Annotated in this window: 13 protein-coding genes; 3 read left to right on the top strand and 10 right to left on the bottom strand. The window is 71.6% G+C overall.

Annotated features, from left to right (window positions below; genetic code table 11):
* Positions 1–72 precede the first annotated feature (72 nt).
* From efeB to ACIBK6_RS04500, 6 genes are all read right to left on the bottom strand, one after another.
* Entirely contained in the window at positions 73–1,347 is a 1,275-nt protein-coding gene (efeB, locus tag ACIBK6_RS04525) for an iron uptake transporter deferrochelatase/peroxidase subunit (protein WP_399048725.1), read from the bottom strand.
* An 11-nt stretch (positions 1,348–1,358) separates the two neighbouring features.
* Entirely contained in the window at positions 1,359–3,275 is a 1,917-nt protein-coding gene (locus ACIBK6_RS04520; protein WP_399048724.1) for a copper resistance CopC/CopD family protein, read from the bottom strand.
* Positions 3,276–3,303: 28 nt separating this feature from the next.
* The gene (locus ACIBK6_RS04515; RefSeq protein ID WP_399048722.1) at positions 3,304–3,774 is read right to left on the bottom strand and encodes a copper chaperone PCu(A)C; all 471 of its coding nucleotides are present in this window, start codon (positions 3,772–3,774) and stop codon (positions 3,304–3,306) included.
* A complete protein-coding gene (locus ACIBK6_RS04510; protein ID WP_399048721.1) occupies positions 3,771–4,424 on the bottom strand; it encodes an SCO family protein in 654 nt (217 codons plus the stop codon). The genes ACIBK6_RS04515 and ACIBK6_RS04510 overlap by 4 nt, the downstream gene beginning before the upstream one ends.
* A 45-nt stretch (positions 4,425–4,469) precedes the next feature.
* Positions 4,470–5,177, bottom strand: coding sequence for a YcnI family protein (locus tag ACIBK6_RS04505; protein WP_399048720.1), 708 nt, complete (start codon positions 5,175–5,177; stop codon positions 4,470–4,472).
* Positions 5,178–5,284: 107 nt separating this feature from the next.
* Positions 5,285–6,139 (bottom strand): hypothetical protein, encoded by an 855-nt coding sequence (locus ACIBK6_RS04500; RefSeq protein ID WP_399048719.1) that lies wholly within the window; start codon positions 6,137–6,139, stop codon positions 5,285–5,287.
* Positions 6,140–6,389: 250 nt separating this feature from the next.
* On the opposite strand from ACIBK6_RS04500, the gene ACIBK6_RS04495 reads away from it, so the two are divergent.
* Entirely contained in the window at positions 6,390–6,848 is a 459-nt protein-coding gene (locus ACIBK6_RS04495) for an ATP-binding protein (protein WP_399048718.1), read from the top strand.
* 33 nt (positions 6,849–6,881) lie between these two features.
* Here the strand turns inward: ACIBK6_RS04495 and ACIBK6_RS04490 are convergent, their stop codons facing one another.
* Together ACIBK6_RS04490 and ACIBK6_RS04485 are read right to left on the bottom strand one after the other, a co-directional pair.
* Entirely contained in the window at positions 6,882–8,348 is a 1,467-nt protein-coding gene (locus ACIBK6_RS04490) for an aminopeptidase P family protein (protein ID WP_399048716.1), read from the bottom strand.
* 118 nt (positions 8,349–8,466) lie between these two features.
* Complete coding sequence (locus ACIBK6_RS04485; RefSeq protein WP_399049301.1) at positions 8,467–9,954, bottom strand: PP2C family protein-serine/threonine phosphatase; 1,488 nt, start codon at positions 9,952–9,954, stop codon at positions 8,467–8,469.
* A 453-nt stretch (positions 9,955–10,407) separates the two neighbouring features.
* Here ACIBK6_RS04485 and ACIBK6_RS04480 point away from each other — a divergent pair, with 453 nt between their 5' ends.
* Positions 10,408–11,073 (top strand): bifunctional DNA primase/polymerase, encoded by a 666-nt coding sequence (locus tag ACIBK6_RS04480; RefSeq protein ID WP_399048714.1) that lies wholly within the window; start codon positions 10,408–10,410, stop codon positions 11,071–11,073.
* A 201-nt stretch (positions 11,074–11,274) separates the two neighbouring features.
* Positions 11,275–11,817, top strand: a complete 543-nt coding sequence (locus tag ACIBK6_RS04475; RefSeq protein ID WP_399048712.1) for a hypothetical protein — start codon at positions 11,275–11,277, stop codon at positions 11,815–11,817.
* A gap of 194 nt (positions 11,818–12,011) precedes the next feature.
* Here the strand turns inward: ACIBK6_RS04475 and ACIBK6_RS04470 are convergent, their stop codons facing one another.
* Together ACIBK6_RS04470 and ACIBK6_RS04465 are read right to left on the bottom strand one after the other, a co-directional pair.
* Positions 12,012–12,977: a DUF5926 family protein gene (locus tag ACIBK6_RS04470; RefSeq protein ID WP_399048710.1), complete on the bottom strand. Its 966-nt coding sequence runs from the start codon at positions 12,975–12,977 to the stop codon at positions 12,012–12,014.
* A gap of 235 nt (positions 12,978–13,212) precedes the next feature.
* Entirely contained in the window at positions 13,213–13,824 is a 612-nt protein-coding gene (locus ACIBK6_RS04465) for an ATP-binding protein (protein WP_399048708.1), read from the bottom strand.
* Positions 13,825–13,826 lie beyond the last annotated feature (2 nt).

Raw genomic sequence — 13,826 nt, 5'->3', positions numbered from 1 at the left:
ACGTCACACTAATGGCCCGAACTCGCCCGCACCCAGTGGTCACCGCGATGGGCTCCTCCCGGCGGGCCCCGGTCACGACTCCAGGAGCCGCTGGCCCACGTACTCGTCCGCCTTCGGCCCGCCCGGAACCGCGAAGAGCCCGCTCGCCTCGTGCCGCAGGAAGGCCGACAGCGCGTCGCCCCGGTCGAGCTTGCGCTGCACGGGTACGAAGCCCTTGACGGGGTCGGCCTGCCAGCAGACGAAGAGCAGCCCCGCGTCCGGCGTACCGTCCGCCGCGATGCCGTCGTGGTACGAGAAGGCGCGCCGCAGCATGGCCGCGCCGCCGTTCTGCTCGGGGGCGGCGATCCGCGCGTGGGCGTTCTCCGGAATGACCAGCTTGCCGTCCGGGCCGAACTTGTCGAGCTGCATCTTGGTCGTCTCGGTACCCCCCGAAAGTGGGGCGCCGTCCGACTTCTTGCGGCCTATCACCTTCTCCTGATCGGTCAGCGGCAGCTTCTCCCAGGTGTCCAGGAGCATCCGGATCCGGCGTACGACCGCGTACGAGCCGCCCGCCATCCACTCGGGCCGCGCGGTGTCCGGCACGAAGATCCGCTGCTCGAAGTCGGCGTCCGAGGGCTTGGGGTTGCCGGTGCCGTCGATCTGGCCCATCAGATTGCGGGCGGTCATCGGCTTCCTGGTGGCGCCCGGGGTGCGGTTGAAGCCGTTCATCTGCCAGCGCACCTTCGCCGCCGCCCCGGCGTCCTGCTGGATCGCGCGCAGGGCGTGGAAGGCGACCAGCGCGTCGTCGGCGCCGATCTGCACCCACAGGTCGCCGCCCGAGCGCCGGGGGTCGAGCTGGTCGGAGGAGAAGTCGGGCAGCGGGTCCAGCTGTGCCGGGCGCCGGTCGGTCAGCTGCGTACGGTCGAAGAAGCCGTGGCCGAAGCCGAAGGTGATGGAGAGGGACGAGGGGCCCGCGTCCAGGGCGACTCCCGTGTCCGCGGTGCCCGCCGGCTCGCCCGCCATCAGGGACTTGGCCGTCGCCGACCAGCGCCGCAGCAGGGCCGCCGCCTCCTTGCGGCCGGCGCCCGGGGCGAGGTCGAAGGCGATCAGATGGCCGCTGGCCTGAAGCGGAGTGGTGATCCCCGCTTGATGTTTCCCGTGAAACATCACCTCGGTGGCGCCGACGGTCGTGAGCGCGGCCCCCGAATCCGGGGCCTCCGCCGCCGCGTAGACCGCCGCGCCGCCCGCGGCCCCCAGCGCCAGGCCGGCCACACCCGTCGCGCCGACGGTGCCGAGCAGCTTGCGACGGGAGATGTCCAGGGCGGGGCTGCCGGTGGTGGCCGGGCCGGAGTTCTTGCTCTCGCTCATGTCAGTTCTACTCAGCCGATCTTGACGTTCTTGTCCACGGTGGTCTCGTCGATCTCGGAGGTCCGCACGGTCACCGAGATCTGCCAGTCGCCCGCCATCGGGATCTGGACGCCGCTCGCGCTCCAGTGCCCGGCGGCGACGCGGTCGGGCACGACGGGCAGCGGGCCGACGGACTTCGCGGCCAGGGTGAAGGAGACCTTCAGCTCCGGGGCGTCCTTCGGCTTGCCCGAGGGGTCCTCAAGCCGGACGTTCAGGTCGTTGGCGCCGGTGCGGCCCGGGTCGAGGGTGAGTTTGACGGTGCCCTTGCCGTTCTGGCCACCGGTGTCGAACGGCAGCCGGATGTCGACCGGCCGGTCCGCGACGGCGACCTCGGACCCGGCCCTCGCCCGGTCCACCGCCTCCTGGGTGCGGCCGGGCTCGGTCGAGGTCAGCACCGTCGTCACGGCCAGCAGCACCACCGCGATGCCGGCCTCGGCGAGGACCGTGCGGCGCAGCCCGGTCCGCTCGGGGTCGGCGTCCCGGATCCGCTTCTCGCGGGCCGTGCTCATCGCGGCCCGCTGGCGCGCGAGTTGAGCGGCCCGCTTCGCGTCCTCGCCGTCGTCGGGAACGGTGACCGGCTCCGGCTCGCTCGCCCGCTGCTCCACGATCGCGGCGGCCTCGGCCTCCGGCGCGGTGTGCTCCGACAGGCGCGCGGTCCAGCGCCGCGAGACCGAGGCGGTCCCGACCAGCACGGCGACCAGGCCGACCTTGACGAGCAGCAACTGCCCGTAGGCGGTGTCGACCAGGGCCGACCAGGTGCCGACCTGCCGCCAGGACTGGTACAGCCCGGTCGCGGCGAGCACGGCCACGCTGCACAGCGCGACGCGCGAGAACCGCAGCACGGCCGCGCGCTCGATTCCCGGGGTCCGGTAGAGCACGACCAGGAGGGTGGCCAGCCCGCCGAGCCAGGCCGCGACGGCCAGCAGGTGCAGGACGTCGACGGGCATGGCGATGCCGGGCTGCAGACCGGTGGAGGCGTGCTCGGAGAGTGCCCAGGTCGCGGCCAGACCGGCGGCGACGACGGCCCCGCCGATGGCCAGGCCGAACGTGAGGTCCTTCTTCTCGGCCTCGTCGTCTCGCTTGGCGTACGCCCCGAACAGCACGGAGACGAACAGGGCGGCGGCGCCGAGCAGCAGCAGCCGGGAGATCAGTGCCGCGCCCGGCTTGGTCTCCAGGACCGCCCGCAGCCCGTTCAGGTCGAAGGCGTCCGCGAGGTTCCCGGAACCCGTGTAGGGCGTGCGGAGCAGCAGCATCGCGAGGGTGGCCACGGTCATCGTGAGCCAGCCGCCGACGACGACGCGCTGCACCGGGCGCACGGTCGCCCCCTGCCGCCAGCAGGCGAGCACGAAGGCCGCGCCGCCCGTGAGCAGCACGAAGCCGCCGTACGCCGCGTACCGCGTGATGCCGTAGAGGACGCCGACGAGGCCGCCGCCCACCTGCTGGCTGGGGATGACGGCGGCGGTCGCGGAGGGGGCGCCGATGGAGAAGGTGAAGGCACCCGACACCGGATGGCTGTCGGCGGAGATCGCCTGCCAGGCCACCGTGTAGGTGCCGTTGGGGATGCCGGTGCGCAGCCGGACGCCGTATTTGACGACGCTGCCGCTGCACAGGTTGACGAGTTCGGCGGTGTCGGAGCGCTTGCCCGTCGGGTCCAGGACCCGGATGGAGTTGGCGTCCAGGGCGACGCCCTCCGAGAAGGTGAGGGCGACCTGGGCGGGTGCGGTGGCGACCACCGCCCCCTCCTTCGGGTCGCTGCCGGTGAGCGCGGCGTGCGCGGACGCGGGTACGGCGCCTGCGAACAGCGCGCCGAGCAGCGCAACCGTGACGAGCAGCAGCCGGGTCAGGGGCCGGCTCGCGATGGTTCCGAGGCGTGGGGCGGTGGCCGTCATGTCAGTCCCTCAAGTCCCTCTGGGTGCCTCAGTGGTGCTTCGGGTTGTACGTGGCTTCCTTCACGGGGAGGTCGACCTTGACCGGGTCGGCCTTCTCGAAGTGCAGCTCGATGGTGACCTTCCCACCCGCCTTCGGCTGCTGCTTGAGACCCATGAACATGATGTGGCTGCCGCCGCGTTCGAGGTCCAGCTCGCCGTTGGCGGGGATGTCGAAGGACGTCACCTCCTGCATCTTCTGGTTCTTCGTCTCGTGGATCGTGATGTTGTCCGAGAGGTCGCTGGTGACCTTGGTGAGCTTGTCGGCGGTCCCGCTGTCGTTCTTGACGGTGAGGAAACCGCCGGCCATGTCACTGGTCGGCTGCGGCATGAACGCGTCGCTGACCTGGAGCTTCGGCTTGGCTTCGGCGCTGGAGGAGCAGCCTGCGAGGGCGAGACCCGCGGACAGGGCTATCGCGGCGGCGGCGGTGGAGCGGATGGTGCGGGTGGTGCGGCGGTTCACGGGTTCTCCCCCTTGATGATCTTCGGCAGGTCCTTGGTGTAGTCGGCCACGGTCGCGTCCTCGCCGTAGAGGACGTACCCCTGGTCCGTCTTGGGGGAGAAGGCGATGACCTGCGCCCCGTGCATCGAGACGACCTTGCCGTTCTTGTCCTTGGTGGCCGGGTCGATGCCGATGCCGAGCTGGCGGGCGCCGGCCTGGATGGTGGCGAAGTCGCCGGTCAGGCCGATGAACGACGGGTCCTGGCCCTTGAGCCACTTGCCGAGCGAGGCGGGGGTGTCCCGCTCGGGGTCGGTGGTCACGAAGACCACCTGGAGCTTGTCCTGTTCGGCCTTGGGCAGCGCCTTCTTGGCGACGGCGATGTTGCCCATGGTCAGCGGGCAGACGTCCGGGCAGTTGGTGTAGCCGAAGTAGATCAGCGTCGGCTTGCCCTTGGTCTCGGCGCGGAAGTCGAACTTCTTGCCGTTGGTGTCCGTCAGGACGAGGTCCGGCTTGGGGAACGGCCGGTCGAGCAGCGTCGCGGCCTGGGTCTTCGCCGAGGCGGAGACATCGGCGACGGGCTTGGAGCCGCTGTCACCGCCGCCGCACGCGGTCAGGGTGAGCGCCGTTGCCGCCGCGAGGGCGGCGGCAGTCAGCGCGGTCTTAGTGCGCATGAGGAGATTTTCCGGTCTTTTCCGGTCGAAGGGTGAAAGGGCGGATCACGCGGAGCGGCGGCGACCGGCGAACACGCCGAAGGCCACCCCGGCGATGCCGACGACGATCCCGACGACGCCCAGGATGCGGGCGGTGGTGTCGGTGGAGGACGAGGACGTGGCGGAGGCCTCGGTCTTCTTGCCCGCGGGACTCGCGGCGGCACCGGCACCGGTCGGCGCGGAGAGCTGAAGGGTGGGCGCCGGGTTCGCGGGCTCGGGCGCGCCCTTCTTCGAATCCTGGATCCAGCGGACGACCTCGTTGTTGTCGTACGTCTGGAGGGCCTTGAAGACGAGCTGGTCGGTGTCGGTGGGCAGGGTGCCGATGGAGAGCGGGAACTTCTGGACCTGGCCGGGCTCGATCGCCCCGCCGGTCCAGGTCACCTTGGTGACGGCCTCGTTGATCTGCTTGCCGTGCACGGTCAGCGGCTTGTCGAGCTTGGACTTGGTGACCTCGACGGTCCAGCCGGGCACCGGCTGCGGCATCACGGACGCCAGCGGGTGGTCGGTGGGCAGTGAGACCTCAAGCTTGACGGTCTTGGCGTTGTCGCGCTCGTTGGGGACCTTGAAGTCGACGAAGGCGTAACCCCCCTTGGCGGCGGCGCCCTCCGGCTGCACGGTGACGTGGGCGAAGGCCGTCCCCGAAAGCAGCAGGACGGAGGTGGCGGCGATGGATCCGACGACGGCGACACGGGTACGCGAACGGGCAACGTTCATGGCTAGAGACACTCCAGTCAGCAGGAAGGTGCGGACGGTCCACCGCGCCAGGGTGCGCGGGGACCCGCGACACCACTCCTGCGGTACGTGGGCGGAGTGGGCCGCGTTCAGGCTGCGAGGGCGTATGCCGCGGGCGGCCCGCGCCTGATCACCGAGTGCTGAAGTGGCGCCCCGGCCAGCGGAACGGGGGCGGATTGGTGTGCGCGGGGGGCGCGCGGGCCCTGCTGGTCCGCCGTCATGAGCCCGGCGCACAGGGACCGTACGAACGCGAGGGCGTGCCGCAGAGAGCGTACGGACGCGGCCTCGGCGGCGGCCGTGACGGACTCGGCGGCCAGGTGGACCACCCGGAACAGGGCGGCCTCGCCGCGCCGCAGCAGCCACCCGGTGGCCAGCGCGGCCAGCAGGTGGCAGAGCAGCATGGGGAGCGAGGGCAGCAGCGAGGCGGCGAGCGACGCGGAGTGCGCCGAGCCCGGGGCGCTGCCGGCCATGCCCGACATCATGTCGGCCATCCCGGGCATGCCGGCCGTGCTCGCGTGGCCGCCGGCGACCCGGGCGGGGTCGATGCCCGCGTCGGTCACGATCCGCTGGGCCTGTGCCGCGGTGAGCGGGGCCGGTCCGGCGCCGCAGAGAAGTTTGCCGGCGAATCGCACCAGAGGGAGGTCGCCGGTGGATCCGTCGCCGGAGGCGGCCGCCGTGTGCTGGCCGACGCCGAAAAGGGTGTGCAGGGCGAGCTGTCCGGCCGCGAGCGCGGCCGCGATGGGCGGCAGTGAACGCTCCCGCCCGGCGAGCGGCGACACCACGGCGAACACCCCGAGGAAACCGGCGAGCAGCGTCCACCAGGGGACGGTCGCACAGGCGGCCATGACGTGCCCCATCGCGGACAGCACGACGCAGACCGCGGCGAACACCGCGGCCCTGAACAGCCGGAGACCGGCGCCTGCTGGGGCGTGGGGGGAAGACATGGCGGGGTCATCATCGCACTGCGCTTACCCGCTCCATACGGCAGGTCCGGAACGTCGCATTTGGTGTCGGTCGAGCCGTTCCAGCGAAGCGGAGCAGAAGGTTCCGGGGTGCTTTACACCGGCGTGAGGGGCGCGTACATCCGCCGAATGGGCGCCATCACGTCAAGAGCGCGCTTACGGATGAGTAGTTGCGGCAATACTGCGCCCGTAGAGAGAAGGGCTTGTCGAGCCGCAGCCAGGAGGCTGGAGCATGAGCATCTGGTGGTCTCTCCACTTGCGGCGCGAGGCTGCGAGCGTTCCGCTCGCCCGTCGTCTTCTGCTCGGCGCCATGGAGACCGCCGGGGTCGACCCCGACATCTCCTACGACCTGTCGGTCGCGCTCAGCGAAGCCTGCGCGAACGCCGTCGAGCACGGCGGGGACGCGGTGTCCGGGAGCGCGTCGGCGGCGTACCGGGTGACCGCCTATCTCGACGGCGAGAAGTGCCGCATCGAGGTCGCCGACTCGGGACCCGGATTTCCCGCCCGGCGCATCCAGCGCACCGCGGTGCCGGCCAGAACCGGCTGTCTGCCCGAACACGGCAGGGGCCTCGGCCTGATCGAACAGCTCGCCGACCACGTGCACTTCAGGAACCGGCCGGGCCGGGGCGCGGTGGTCAGCTTCGACAAGATCCTGAAATGGCGCGAGGACGCGCTGCTCAAGGTGTCCTGAGCGGCGCGCCCCCGGGCGCTGAAGAGCGGTGGATCAGGCCTGCTTGACCCGGGCCATCCACGCCTCGACCTCGTCGGCGCGGCGCGGCAGCGTCGCGGACAGGTTCTCGTTGCCGTCCTCGGTGACCAGGATGTCGTCCTCGATCCGGACGCCGATGCCGCGGTACTCCTCCGGCACGGTGAGGTCGTCGGCCTGGAAGTACAGACCGGGCTCGACCGTCAGGCACATGCCCGGCTCCAGGTCGCCGCCCACGTACGCCTCGGTGCGCGCGGCCGCGCAGTCGTGGACGTCCATGCCGAGCATGTGGCCGGTGCCGTGCAGCGTCCAGCGGCGCTGGAGGCCGAGCTCCAGGACCTTGTCCACGTCCAGGTCGCCGAGCAGACCCCACTCGACGAGCTTCTCGGCGAGCACGCGCTGGGCGGCGTCGTGGAAGTCGCGGAAGGCCGCACCGGGCTTCACCGCGGCGATGCCGGCCTCCTGCGCCTCGTACACCGCGTCGTAGATCTTGCGCTGGAGCGGCGAGAAGGCACCGTTGATCGGCAGGGTGCGGGTGATGTCGGCGGTGTAGAGCTCGTTGGTCTCCACGCCGGCGTCCAGGAGCAGCAGGTCGCCGGAGCGGACCTCGCCGTTGTTGCGCACCCAGTGCAGGGTGGTGGCGTGCGGGCCCGCGGCGCAGATCGAGCCGTAGCCGATGTCGTTGCCCTCGACGCGGGCGCGCAGGAAGAACGTGCCCTCGATGTAGCGCTCGCTGGTCGCCTCGGCCTTGTCGAGCACCTTGACGACGTCCTCGAAGCCGCGGGCGGTCGAGTCGCACGCCTTCTGCAGCTCCGCGATTTCAAACGCGTCCTTCACCAGGCGCGCCTCGGAGAGGTGCACGCGCAGCTCTTCGTCGCGCTCGGCGGTGACCTTGTCGGTGAGCGCGGCCTCGATGGCCGCGTCATGGCCGCGTACGGCGCGGACCGGACCGGTCGCCTCCGCGAGCGCGGCGGGCAGCTCGCGGACGTCCTTGGCGGGGATGCCCAGGAGCTGCTCGGCCTCGGTCAGCGAGTGACGGCGGCCGACCCACAGCTCGCCCTGGCCGGACAGCCAGAATTCACCGTTCTCGCGGTTTGAACGCGGAAGCAGGTAGAGCGTGGCCTCGTGCCCGTCGCCCGTGGGCTCCAGGACGAGCACGCCGTCCTCGGTCTGGTCACCGGTCAGGTACGCGTACTCGGTGGAGGCGCGGAAGTTGTACTCGGTGTCGTTCGAGCGGGTCTTCAGGTTGCCCGCCGGGATCACCAGGCGCTCGCCCGGGAAGCGCTTGGAGAGGGCGGCGCGGCGGTCGGCGGTGTGGCCGGCCTGTGCGATCGGCTCCAGGCCGCGCAGCTCGGTGTCCGCCCAGCCCGACTTCATGTTCTCGGCCAGCTCGTCGGAGACGCCCGGGTACAGGCCGTTCTTCCGCTGCTTGATCGGCTTGTCGTCCGCTTCTTCCGGGGTCTCCGGCGTGAGCTGGTCCGCCACGGTTCTGCCTCCACTAGTACGACATCGGACTCCCCCGAGGCCTTCGGGGCCAGGGGGGCCTCCACCATCGTACGGGCGTGCGGAAGGGGGTCCAGAGCCGTTGTGCCTGTTACCCGGGCTAGTCGAAGCGGGCCGCGAGAATCACCACGTCCTCGGCGCTGTCCGCCGCGTCGAGCCCGTCGGGCAGCACGGTCCGCAGGACGTGATCGACCAGGGCGTCCGGATCGTCCCGCACCGCCTTGGGGACGCTCGCCGCGGCCGCGTGCAGCCGGGCGAAGGCCCGGTCCATGGGGTCGCCGGTGCGGTGCAGCAGCCCGTCGGTGTAGAGCAGCACCGTTTCTCCGGGGTCGGGCGAGAGCTCCACGCTGGGCGCCTCCCAGCAGGCCAGCATGCCGAGCGGTGCCGAGAGGGAGGTCTCCACGAACTCGGTGCGCCGGTCGCCGGTGATCAGCGGCGGGGCGTGCCCGGCCCCGGCGAGGAGGATCTTGCGCCGGGCGGGCTCGCAGTAGGCGAACAGCGCGGTGGCCGAGCGGGCCGGCTCGGTCAGCCGGAGCAGCAGTTCGAGGTCGGAGAGCACCGCGACCGGATCCTCGCCCTCCATGACGGCGTACGCCCGGAGGCTGGCGCGCAGCCGTCCCATCGCCGCGACCGCGCTCGGCCCGGACCCGGTGACGGACCCGACCGCGAGGCCGAGCGCGCCCTCGGGCAGCGGCAGCGCGTCGTACCAGTCGCCGCCGCCGCGCGGTCCGGTGCGATGGCGGGCGGCCAGCTGGACCCGGGCGACCCGGGGCAGCCGGCTGGGCAGCAGCTCCTCGGCGAGGGTCGCCAGATGGGCGCGGGCCCGCTCCAGTTCGACGAGGCGGCCCAGATGCTCGGACGCGTACCGGATGTAGAGCCCGACGAGGTGCCGCTGGCGTTCGACCGGTTCGGCGCTCTCGTCGTAGAGCCAGACGGCCGCGCCCAGCCGTCCCGCGGCGTCGGTACTGAGGGGGAGTGCGTAACTGGCCGCGTAGCCGAGGCGGGCGGCCACCTCGCGGTGGCGCGGGTCGAGGCCGCCCTCGTCCGCCATGAGGTCGCAGCCGCCGTCGGCGTCCGGCAGCCCGTCCAGGATCCGGCCGTACGCGGTGGCGCTGCGCGGCACGGTCTCGATGTGGCCGAGGTCGGCGTGGGCGAGGCCGAGGCCGGTGGTGACGGCGGGGCCGAGACCGTCGGCGGGTTCCAGGACGACCAGGCCGCGCCGGGCGCCGACCAGGGCGGCGCCCGCCCTCAGGAGTTCGTTCAGGGCGTCGTCGAGAGCGGTGGTGCGGGTGAGGCGCTCGGTGAGTTCATGCAGCGTGGTGAGGTCGGAGACCCAGCCGGCGAGCCGGTCCTGGAGCACCGCACCGGGCGGGGTGTGGGCGGCGGGTGAGGGAAGAGGCGCATGAGTGTGCGCGGGCGGCGGAACGGCTGGATCGATTCCAGCCACTTTCGGCAGGTGAGGGGCGCTCATGGCAGCCGGCTTTCCGACTGGTCGATTTCGCTCAATAGCATCGCAAACCCCCATGTCATTCTGCGCCGCTATCAATGCATCCACATGTACACGCACAAGTAAGGGGATGTCCAGCATTGTCATAGCGGGACTATTGGTGTCCGTGGGGCGTCCAACTTGGCTAAAAAATGACCCTGGTGGCCCAGTCCTGGGGTCGACTGAAGCCGTTCAACTGTGCGTCGTTTCAACCGCGTTGGGTACGTAATCGGTGTGGTCCGGGGCAGTTGAGGATGCCTCGGAACCGTGCGACCGGTCTTGAACGTCTCAAGAGCCGACCGGCCGCACCTCATCCCCGAGCGGCGGGGTTTTTGCACACAGGACGGCAAGCGCCATGCACGCGCCACCCTTCGCCATGCTTTAAATGGTTACCGGCAGTGGCTGTCGCGACCAGTGGTCCCCGCCCGTGATCGGACCTGGCGGGGTTCCCCGTACCGCACGCGCACAGAGCGAGTACGCGCAGAGACGCGCAGAGAAGTGATGCACACACGGTGTGATGTGGACTCGGCGTTCAACGGAAAGGAACGAGCGCTCATGCGCGAGATCCTCGGAAGGCGACGCAGGTTCCGGTTCTGGCGCAGTGAAAGGGCTGCTCAGCTCGGCGCCGCGCTGACCTGTGCGACCCGATGGAAATGGCCTGTGCTCCCCGGCGTGGGACTGGCCGCGGGCGGCCGCGGCTGCGCCTGTCCCGATGCGGAATGTGCGGTGCCCGGGGCGCACCCCTTCGATCCCGGACTGCTCGCGGCCACCACCGACGAGCGGATGATCCGCTGGTGGTGGGCGAACCGGCCGACCGCGCCGGTCATGCTCGCCACGGGCGCCGGCGCGCCCTGCGCGATCAGCCTCCCCGCCGTCGCCGGAGCCCGGGCGCTCGCCGCGCTCGACTCCATGGGCGTGCGGCTCGGCCCGGTCGTGGCGACCCCCACCCGGTGGTCGCTCCTGGTGGCTCCCTACTCGATGGAGCGACTGGGCGAACTGCTCTACTCCAAGGACTGGGTGCCCAGTTCGCTCCGCTTCCACAGCGGGGGCGGGTACCTGGTGCTCCCTCCGTCGCTGACCGGCAAGGGCCGGGTCCGCTGGGAGCGGGCGCCGCTGCCCGGCTCGGCGGCACCCTGGCTGCCGGACGTGGAGGCCGTGGTGGACGCGCTGGTCGAGGCGAGCACCAGCGCACCGGACGGCGGGAGCCGGCTGGCGTACTGAGCGGGGCGGGCCCGGGTCGTGAGCGGCGCCGGGCGCACCCAATGAGCGAGGAGGCGGTCCGGTTCCCGGGCCGCCTTCACTCTTTCGAGTGTGAGCACGGCCTGGTTGTACGGGAATTGGGCGCAGGCGCCGCAGACCGCCCGGTTTCAGTGGATATCTTCGGCCCCACCATCAGGAATTCCAGGGCAGGCGGGTCCCTCCATGAATCTCCAGCACCTCCGCATGGCCGGGCTCACCGCTGTCGTGGTGGGCGCCGGGCTGCTGCCGCTGGCCGCCTCCGCCGGGCCCGCCGGAGGGCCCGAGAAGTCGAGCGCGGCGGATGACGCAAAAGCTCCCCTCGGCCATACCGTCGCGCGGGTGAACAAGCCACTGCGCGAGATGCTGGAGGACGCGCTCGCGCAGTGCGGGCCCGAACTGGTCTCCCCCGAAGGGGTCGAGGCGCAGACCTGTGTGCTGAGCCGGGGGAGCGACACCTGGGCGCGTACCTACTACCGGAACGCCACCGGTGAGGAGCTGCGCTCCGTGCTCACGCTGATGGGGCCGGGCGGGCAGACCCTGGAGACGAACTGCAAGGTGGCCGCCGATGACCAGCCGGAATCCTGTGAAACCCCGCATCAGGGCGCGTCTGCGCGGTCCGCGGTCGCGGGGGCGTATTCGGCGGTGTCGGAGTTCGCGGGGGCGGGGGAGGACGCACCGCTGCTGCTGCGTTCCGGTAGCAACTCCACGCAGCCCTCGGCCCGTTGACCGGACCGGCACATGGAAGGGCCCGATCGCTGGCGACGGGGGATGCACCAGCGACCGGGCTCTTAGAACCGTAACAAGAGATCGGTCGTTCGCAAATTCGATCTCGGTAATTCGGACACCGATTTACCTGTGAGTACGGGGAGTTGTGACAGGAGTCACCTGTCGCTCGACCGAAACTCCAGCGGTCGTCACTCTCAGCTGAGGGTCACTTGGCGGTTGGTGAGCCCGCCCCTGGCCCGGCGCTCCTCCGCGGTGAGCGGCGCGTCACTCGCGAGCGCCACGGCGAGCCGCTCGGCGAACTCGGCGGCCGGCTTCTCGCACTCCTCGGCGCCCATGCCGGCCGGCAGGTCCCACACCGGCACGGTCAGACCGTGCGCCCGGAAGGAGCCGACGAGCCGGGTGCCCTCGCCGAGCGAGGACGTACCGGCCGCGTGCAGCCGCGCCAACGCGTCGAGCAGCTTCTCCTCGGCGTGCGGCATGACCCACCGCAGGTGGTTCTTCTCGGGCGTCTCGCACCAGTACGAGGAGTCGACCGACGTCAGCCGTACGGTCGGGATCGCGGCGGCGTTGGCCCGCTCCAGGGAGGCCGACACCTCGCCGGCGGCGCTCTCGGCGTCCGGCACCCAGAACTCGAAGCCGCTGTGCACTTCCGGCTCGAACGCGGCGGCCGGGTCCAGCAGGTCCTGGAGCCGTACGCCGTCGGACTCGGCGCGCTGGGCGGCTACCGGCGAGCCGGGCTCGGCGACCAGCGCCCGCTGCAGCGTGTCGGCGAGGTCGCGGCTGATGTCGCCGGAGGGCGTGTCGTTCTGCAGGCCGAGCAGCACCGAGCCGTCGTCGCGGCGCAGCGCGGGCCACGCCATCGGCAGCACCGTCGCGAGCGCCACCGACGGCACGCCGTCGGGCAGCCCGTCCTTCAGCGTCAGCGGTACGGTCGCGGCCGGGACCAGTTCGCGCAGCGCGACCCAGTCGCACTCGCCGGGCAGGCCCTCGAAGGGGCGCTGGACCAGCTCGGTCACGGCGTGCGAGGCGGCCCGCCCGTGACAGGCCTTGTAACGGCGGCCGGAGCCGCAGGGACAGGGCTCACGGGCCCCGACGACCGGGATCTCCCCGTCGCTGATCTGCGGCTTGGCGGCCTTCGTCTGGGGACGCTTCTTGGCCATGGTGTGGCTCTCCCGACTGCGGTGGTGCGGTGTCGCTGGGTCGGCCGCGAGCCTAGCCGTCCGGACCGCCCGAGGACGGCCCGGACGGGCGCCGGTCGCCGCCCGGGGCGCCGGAGCCGGGCCCGGCCGTCCTTCAGGCGGTCGGCGTGTCCCCGGGTGCCGTACGGGAGTGTCGTACGCGGACGCCGTGGGCGCGGTGCCCCCCCCCGGGTCTCCCGGGGCCCGTACGCGCTGCTCAGTCCAGGTCGTCGAACGCGTCCGCGAACTCCAGGCCGGGTGCTGAACCCGGGGATGCGACGCGCGTAGCGAAATCGTCGTGACGGTGCCCCGCAATGAGAATCACCCACACGGTCACCTCGCCGGACGCGCTGTCCCGCACACCCCAGTCCTGGGCCAGGGCGCTGATGATGTTCAACCCACGGCCGCCGCGCGCGGTGACCGAAGGCGTCGCCGGGACGGGCCGCGTCGGGCCGCCCCCGTCGGTCACCTCGACGGTCAGCCGCCCCGTCTTGTCGATTCGCCAGGCCGCCTCGACGTCTCCGTCGCCTATGTCGGACCGCCCCAGCGGCCTGCCGTGCCGGCAGGCATTGCTGAGCAGTTCGGACAGGACCAGCACGGCATCGTCCACGACCGGTTCGGACACCCCTCTGCCGAGCAGCTGCTCACGCATCCGGTGCCTCGCCTTGCCCACGCCCGCAGGGCCATGGGGTACGGCCATGCTCGACGACGTGGGCACCTCCTGTGCCACCACCAACGCCACCCCCGAGACCTCCTTCGCCCCACGCCACGGTGTGGATGCCCCAATGGACTGGACCGGAAACCGGCCAACCGTTGGCAGGCGACGCATTT

Source organism: Streptomyces sp. NPDC050485 (assembly GCF_044458185.1).
In the GTDB taxonomy this organism is placed as follows: Bacteria; Actinomycetota; Actinomycetes; order Streptomycetales; family Streptomycetaceae; genus Streptomyces.
This window is presented reverse-complemented; position numbering and strand designations above follow the sequence as displayed.

Excerpts from the sequence above, each read along its gene's own strand:
- ACIBK6_RS04485 (WP_399049301.1), bottom strand. The coding sequence starts at position 9,954 with ATGCTGGACATCCCCTTACTTGTGCGTGTACATGTGGATGCATTGATA.
- ACIBK6_RS04500 (WP_399048719.1), bottom strand. The coding sequence starts at position 6,139 with ATGTCTTCCCCCCACGCCCCAGCAGGCGCCGGTCTCCGGCTGTTCAGG.
- ACIBK6_RS04510 (WP_399048721.1), bottom strand. The coding sequence starts at position 4,424 with ATGCGCACTAAGACCGCGCTGACTGCCGCCGCCCTCGCGGCGGCAACG.
- ACIBK6_RS04520 (WP_399048724.1), bottom strand. The coding sequence starts at position 3,275 with ATGACGGCCACCGCCCCACGCCTCGGAACCATCGCGAGCCGGCCCCTG.
- efeB (WP_399048725.1), bottom strand. The coding sequence starts at position 1,347 with ATGAGCGAGAGCAAGAACTCCGGCCCGGCCACCACCGGCAGCCCCGCC.
- ACIBK6_RS04470 (WP_399048710.1), bottom strand. The coding sequence starts at position 12,977 with ATGGCCAAGAAGCGTCCCCAGACGAAGGCCGCCAAGCCGCAGATCAGC.
- ACIBK6_RS04465 (WP_399048708.1), bottom strand. The coding sequence starts at position 13,824 with ATGCGTCGCCTGCCAACGGTTGGCCGGTTTCCGGTCCAGTCCATTGGG.
- ACIBK6_RS04480 (WP_399048714.1), top strand. The coding sequence starts at position 10,408 with ATGCGCGAGATCCTCGGAAGGCGACGCAGGTTCCGGTTCTGGCGCAGT.
- ACIBK6_RS04505 (WP_399048720.1), bottom strand. The coding sequence starts at position 5,177 with ATGAACGTTGCCCGTTCGCGTACCCGTGTCGCCGTCGTCGGATCCATC.
- ACIBK6_RS04495 (WP_399048718.1), top strand. The coding sequence starts at position 6,390 with ATGAGCATCTGGTGGTCTCTCCACTTGCGGCGCGAGGCTGCGAGCGTT.
- ACIBK6_RS04475 (WP_399048712.1), top strand. The coding sequence starts at position 11,275 with ATGAATCTCCAGCACCTCCGCATGGCCGGGCTCACCGCTGTCGTGGTG.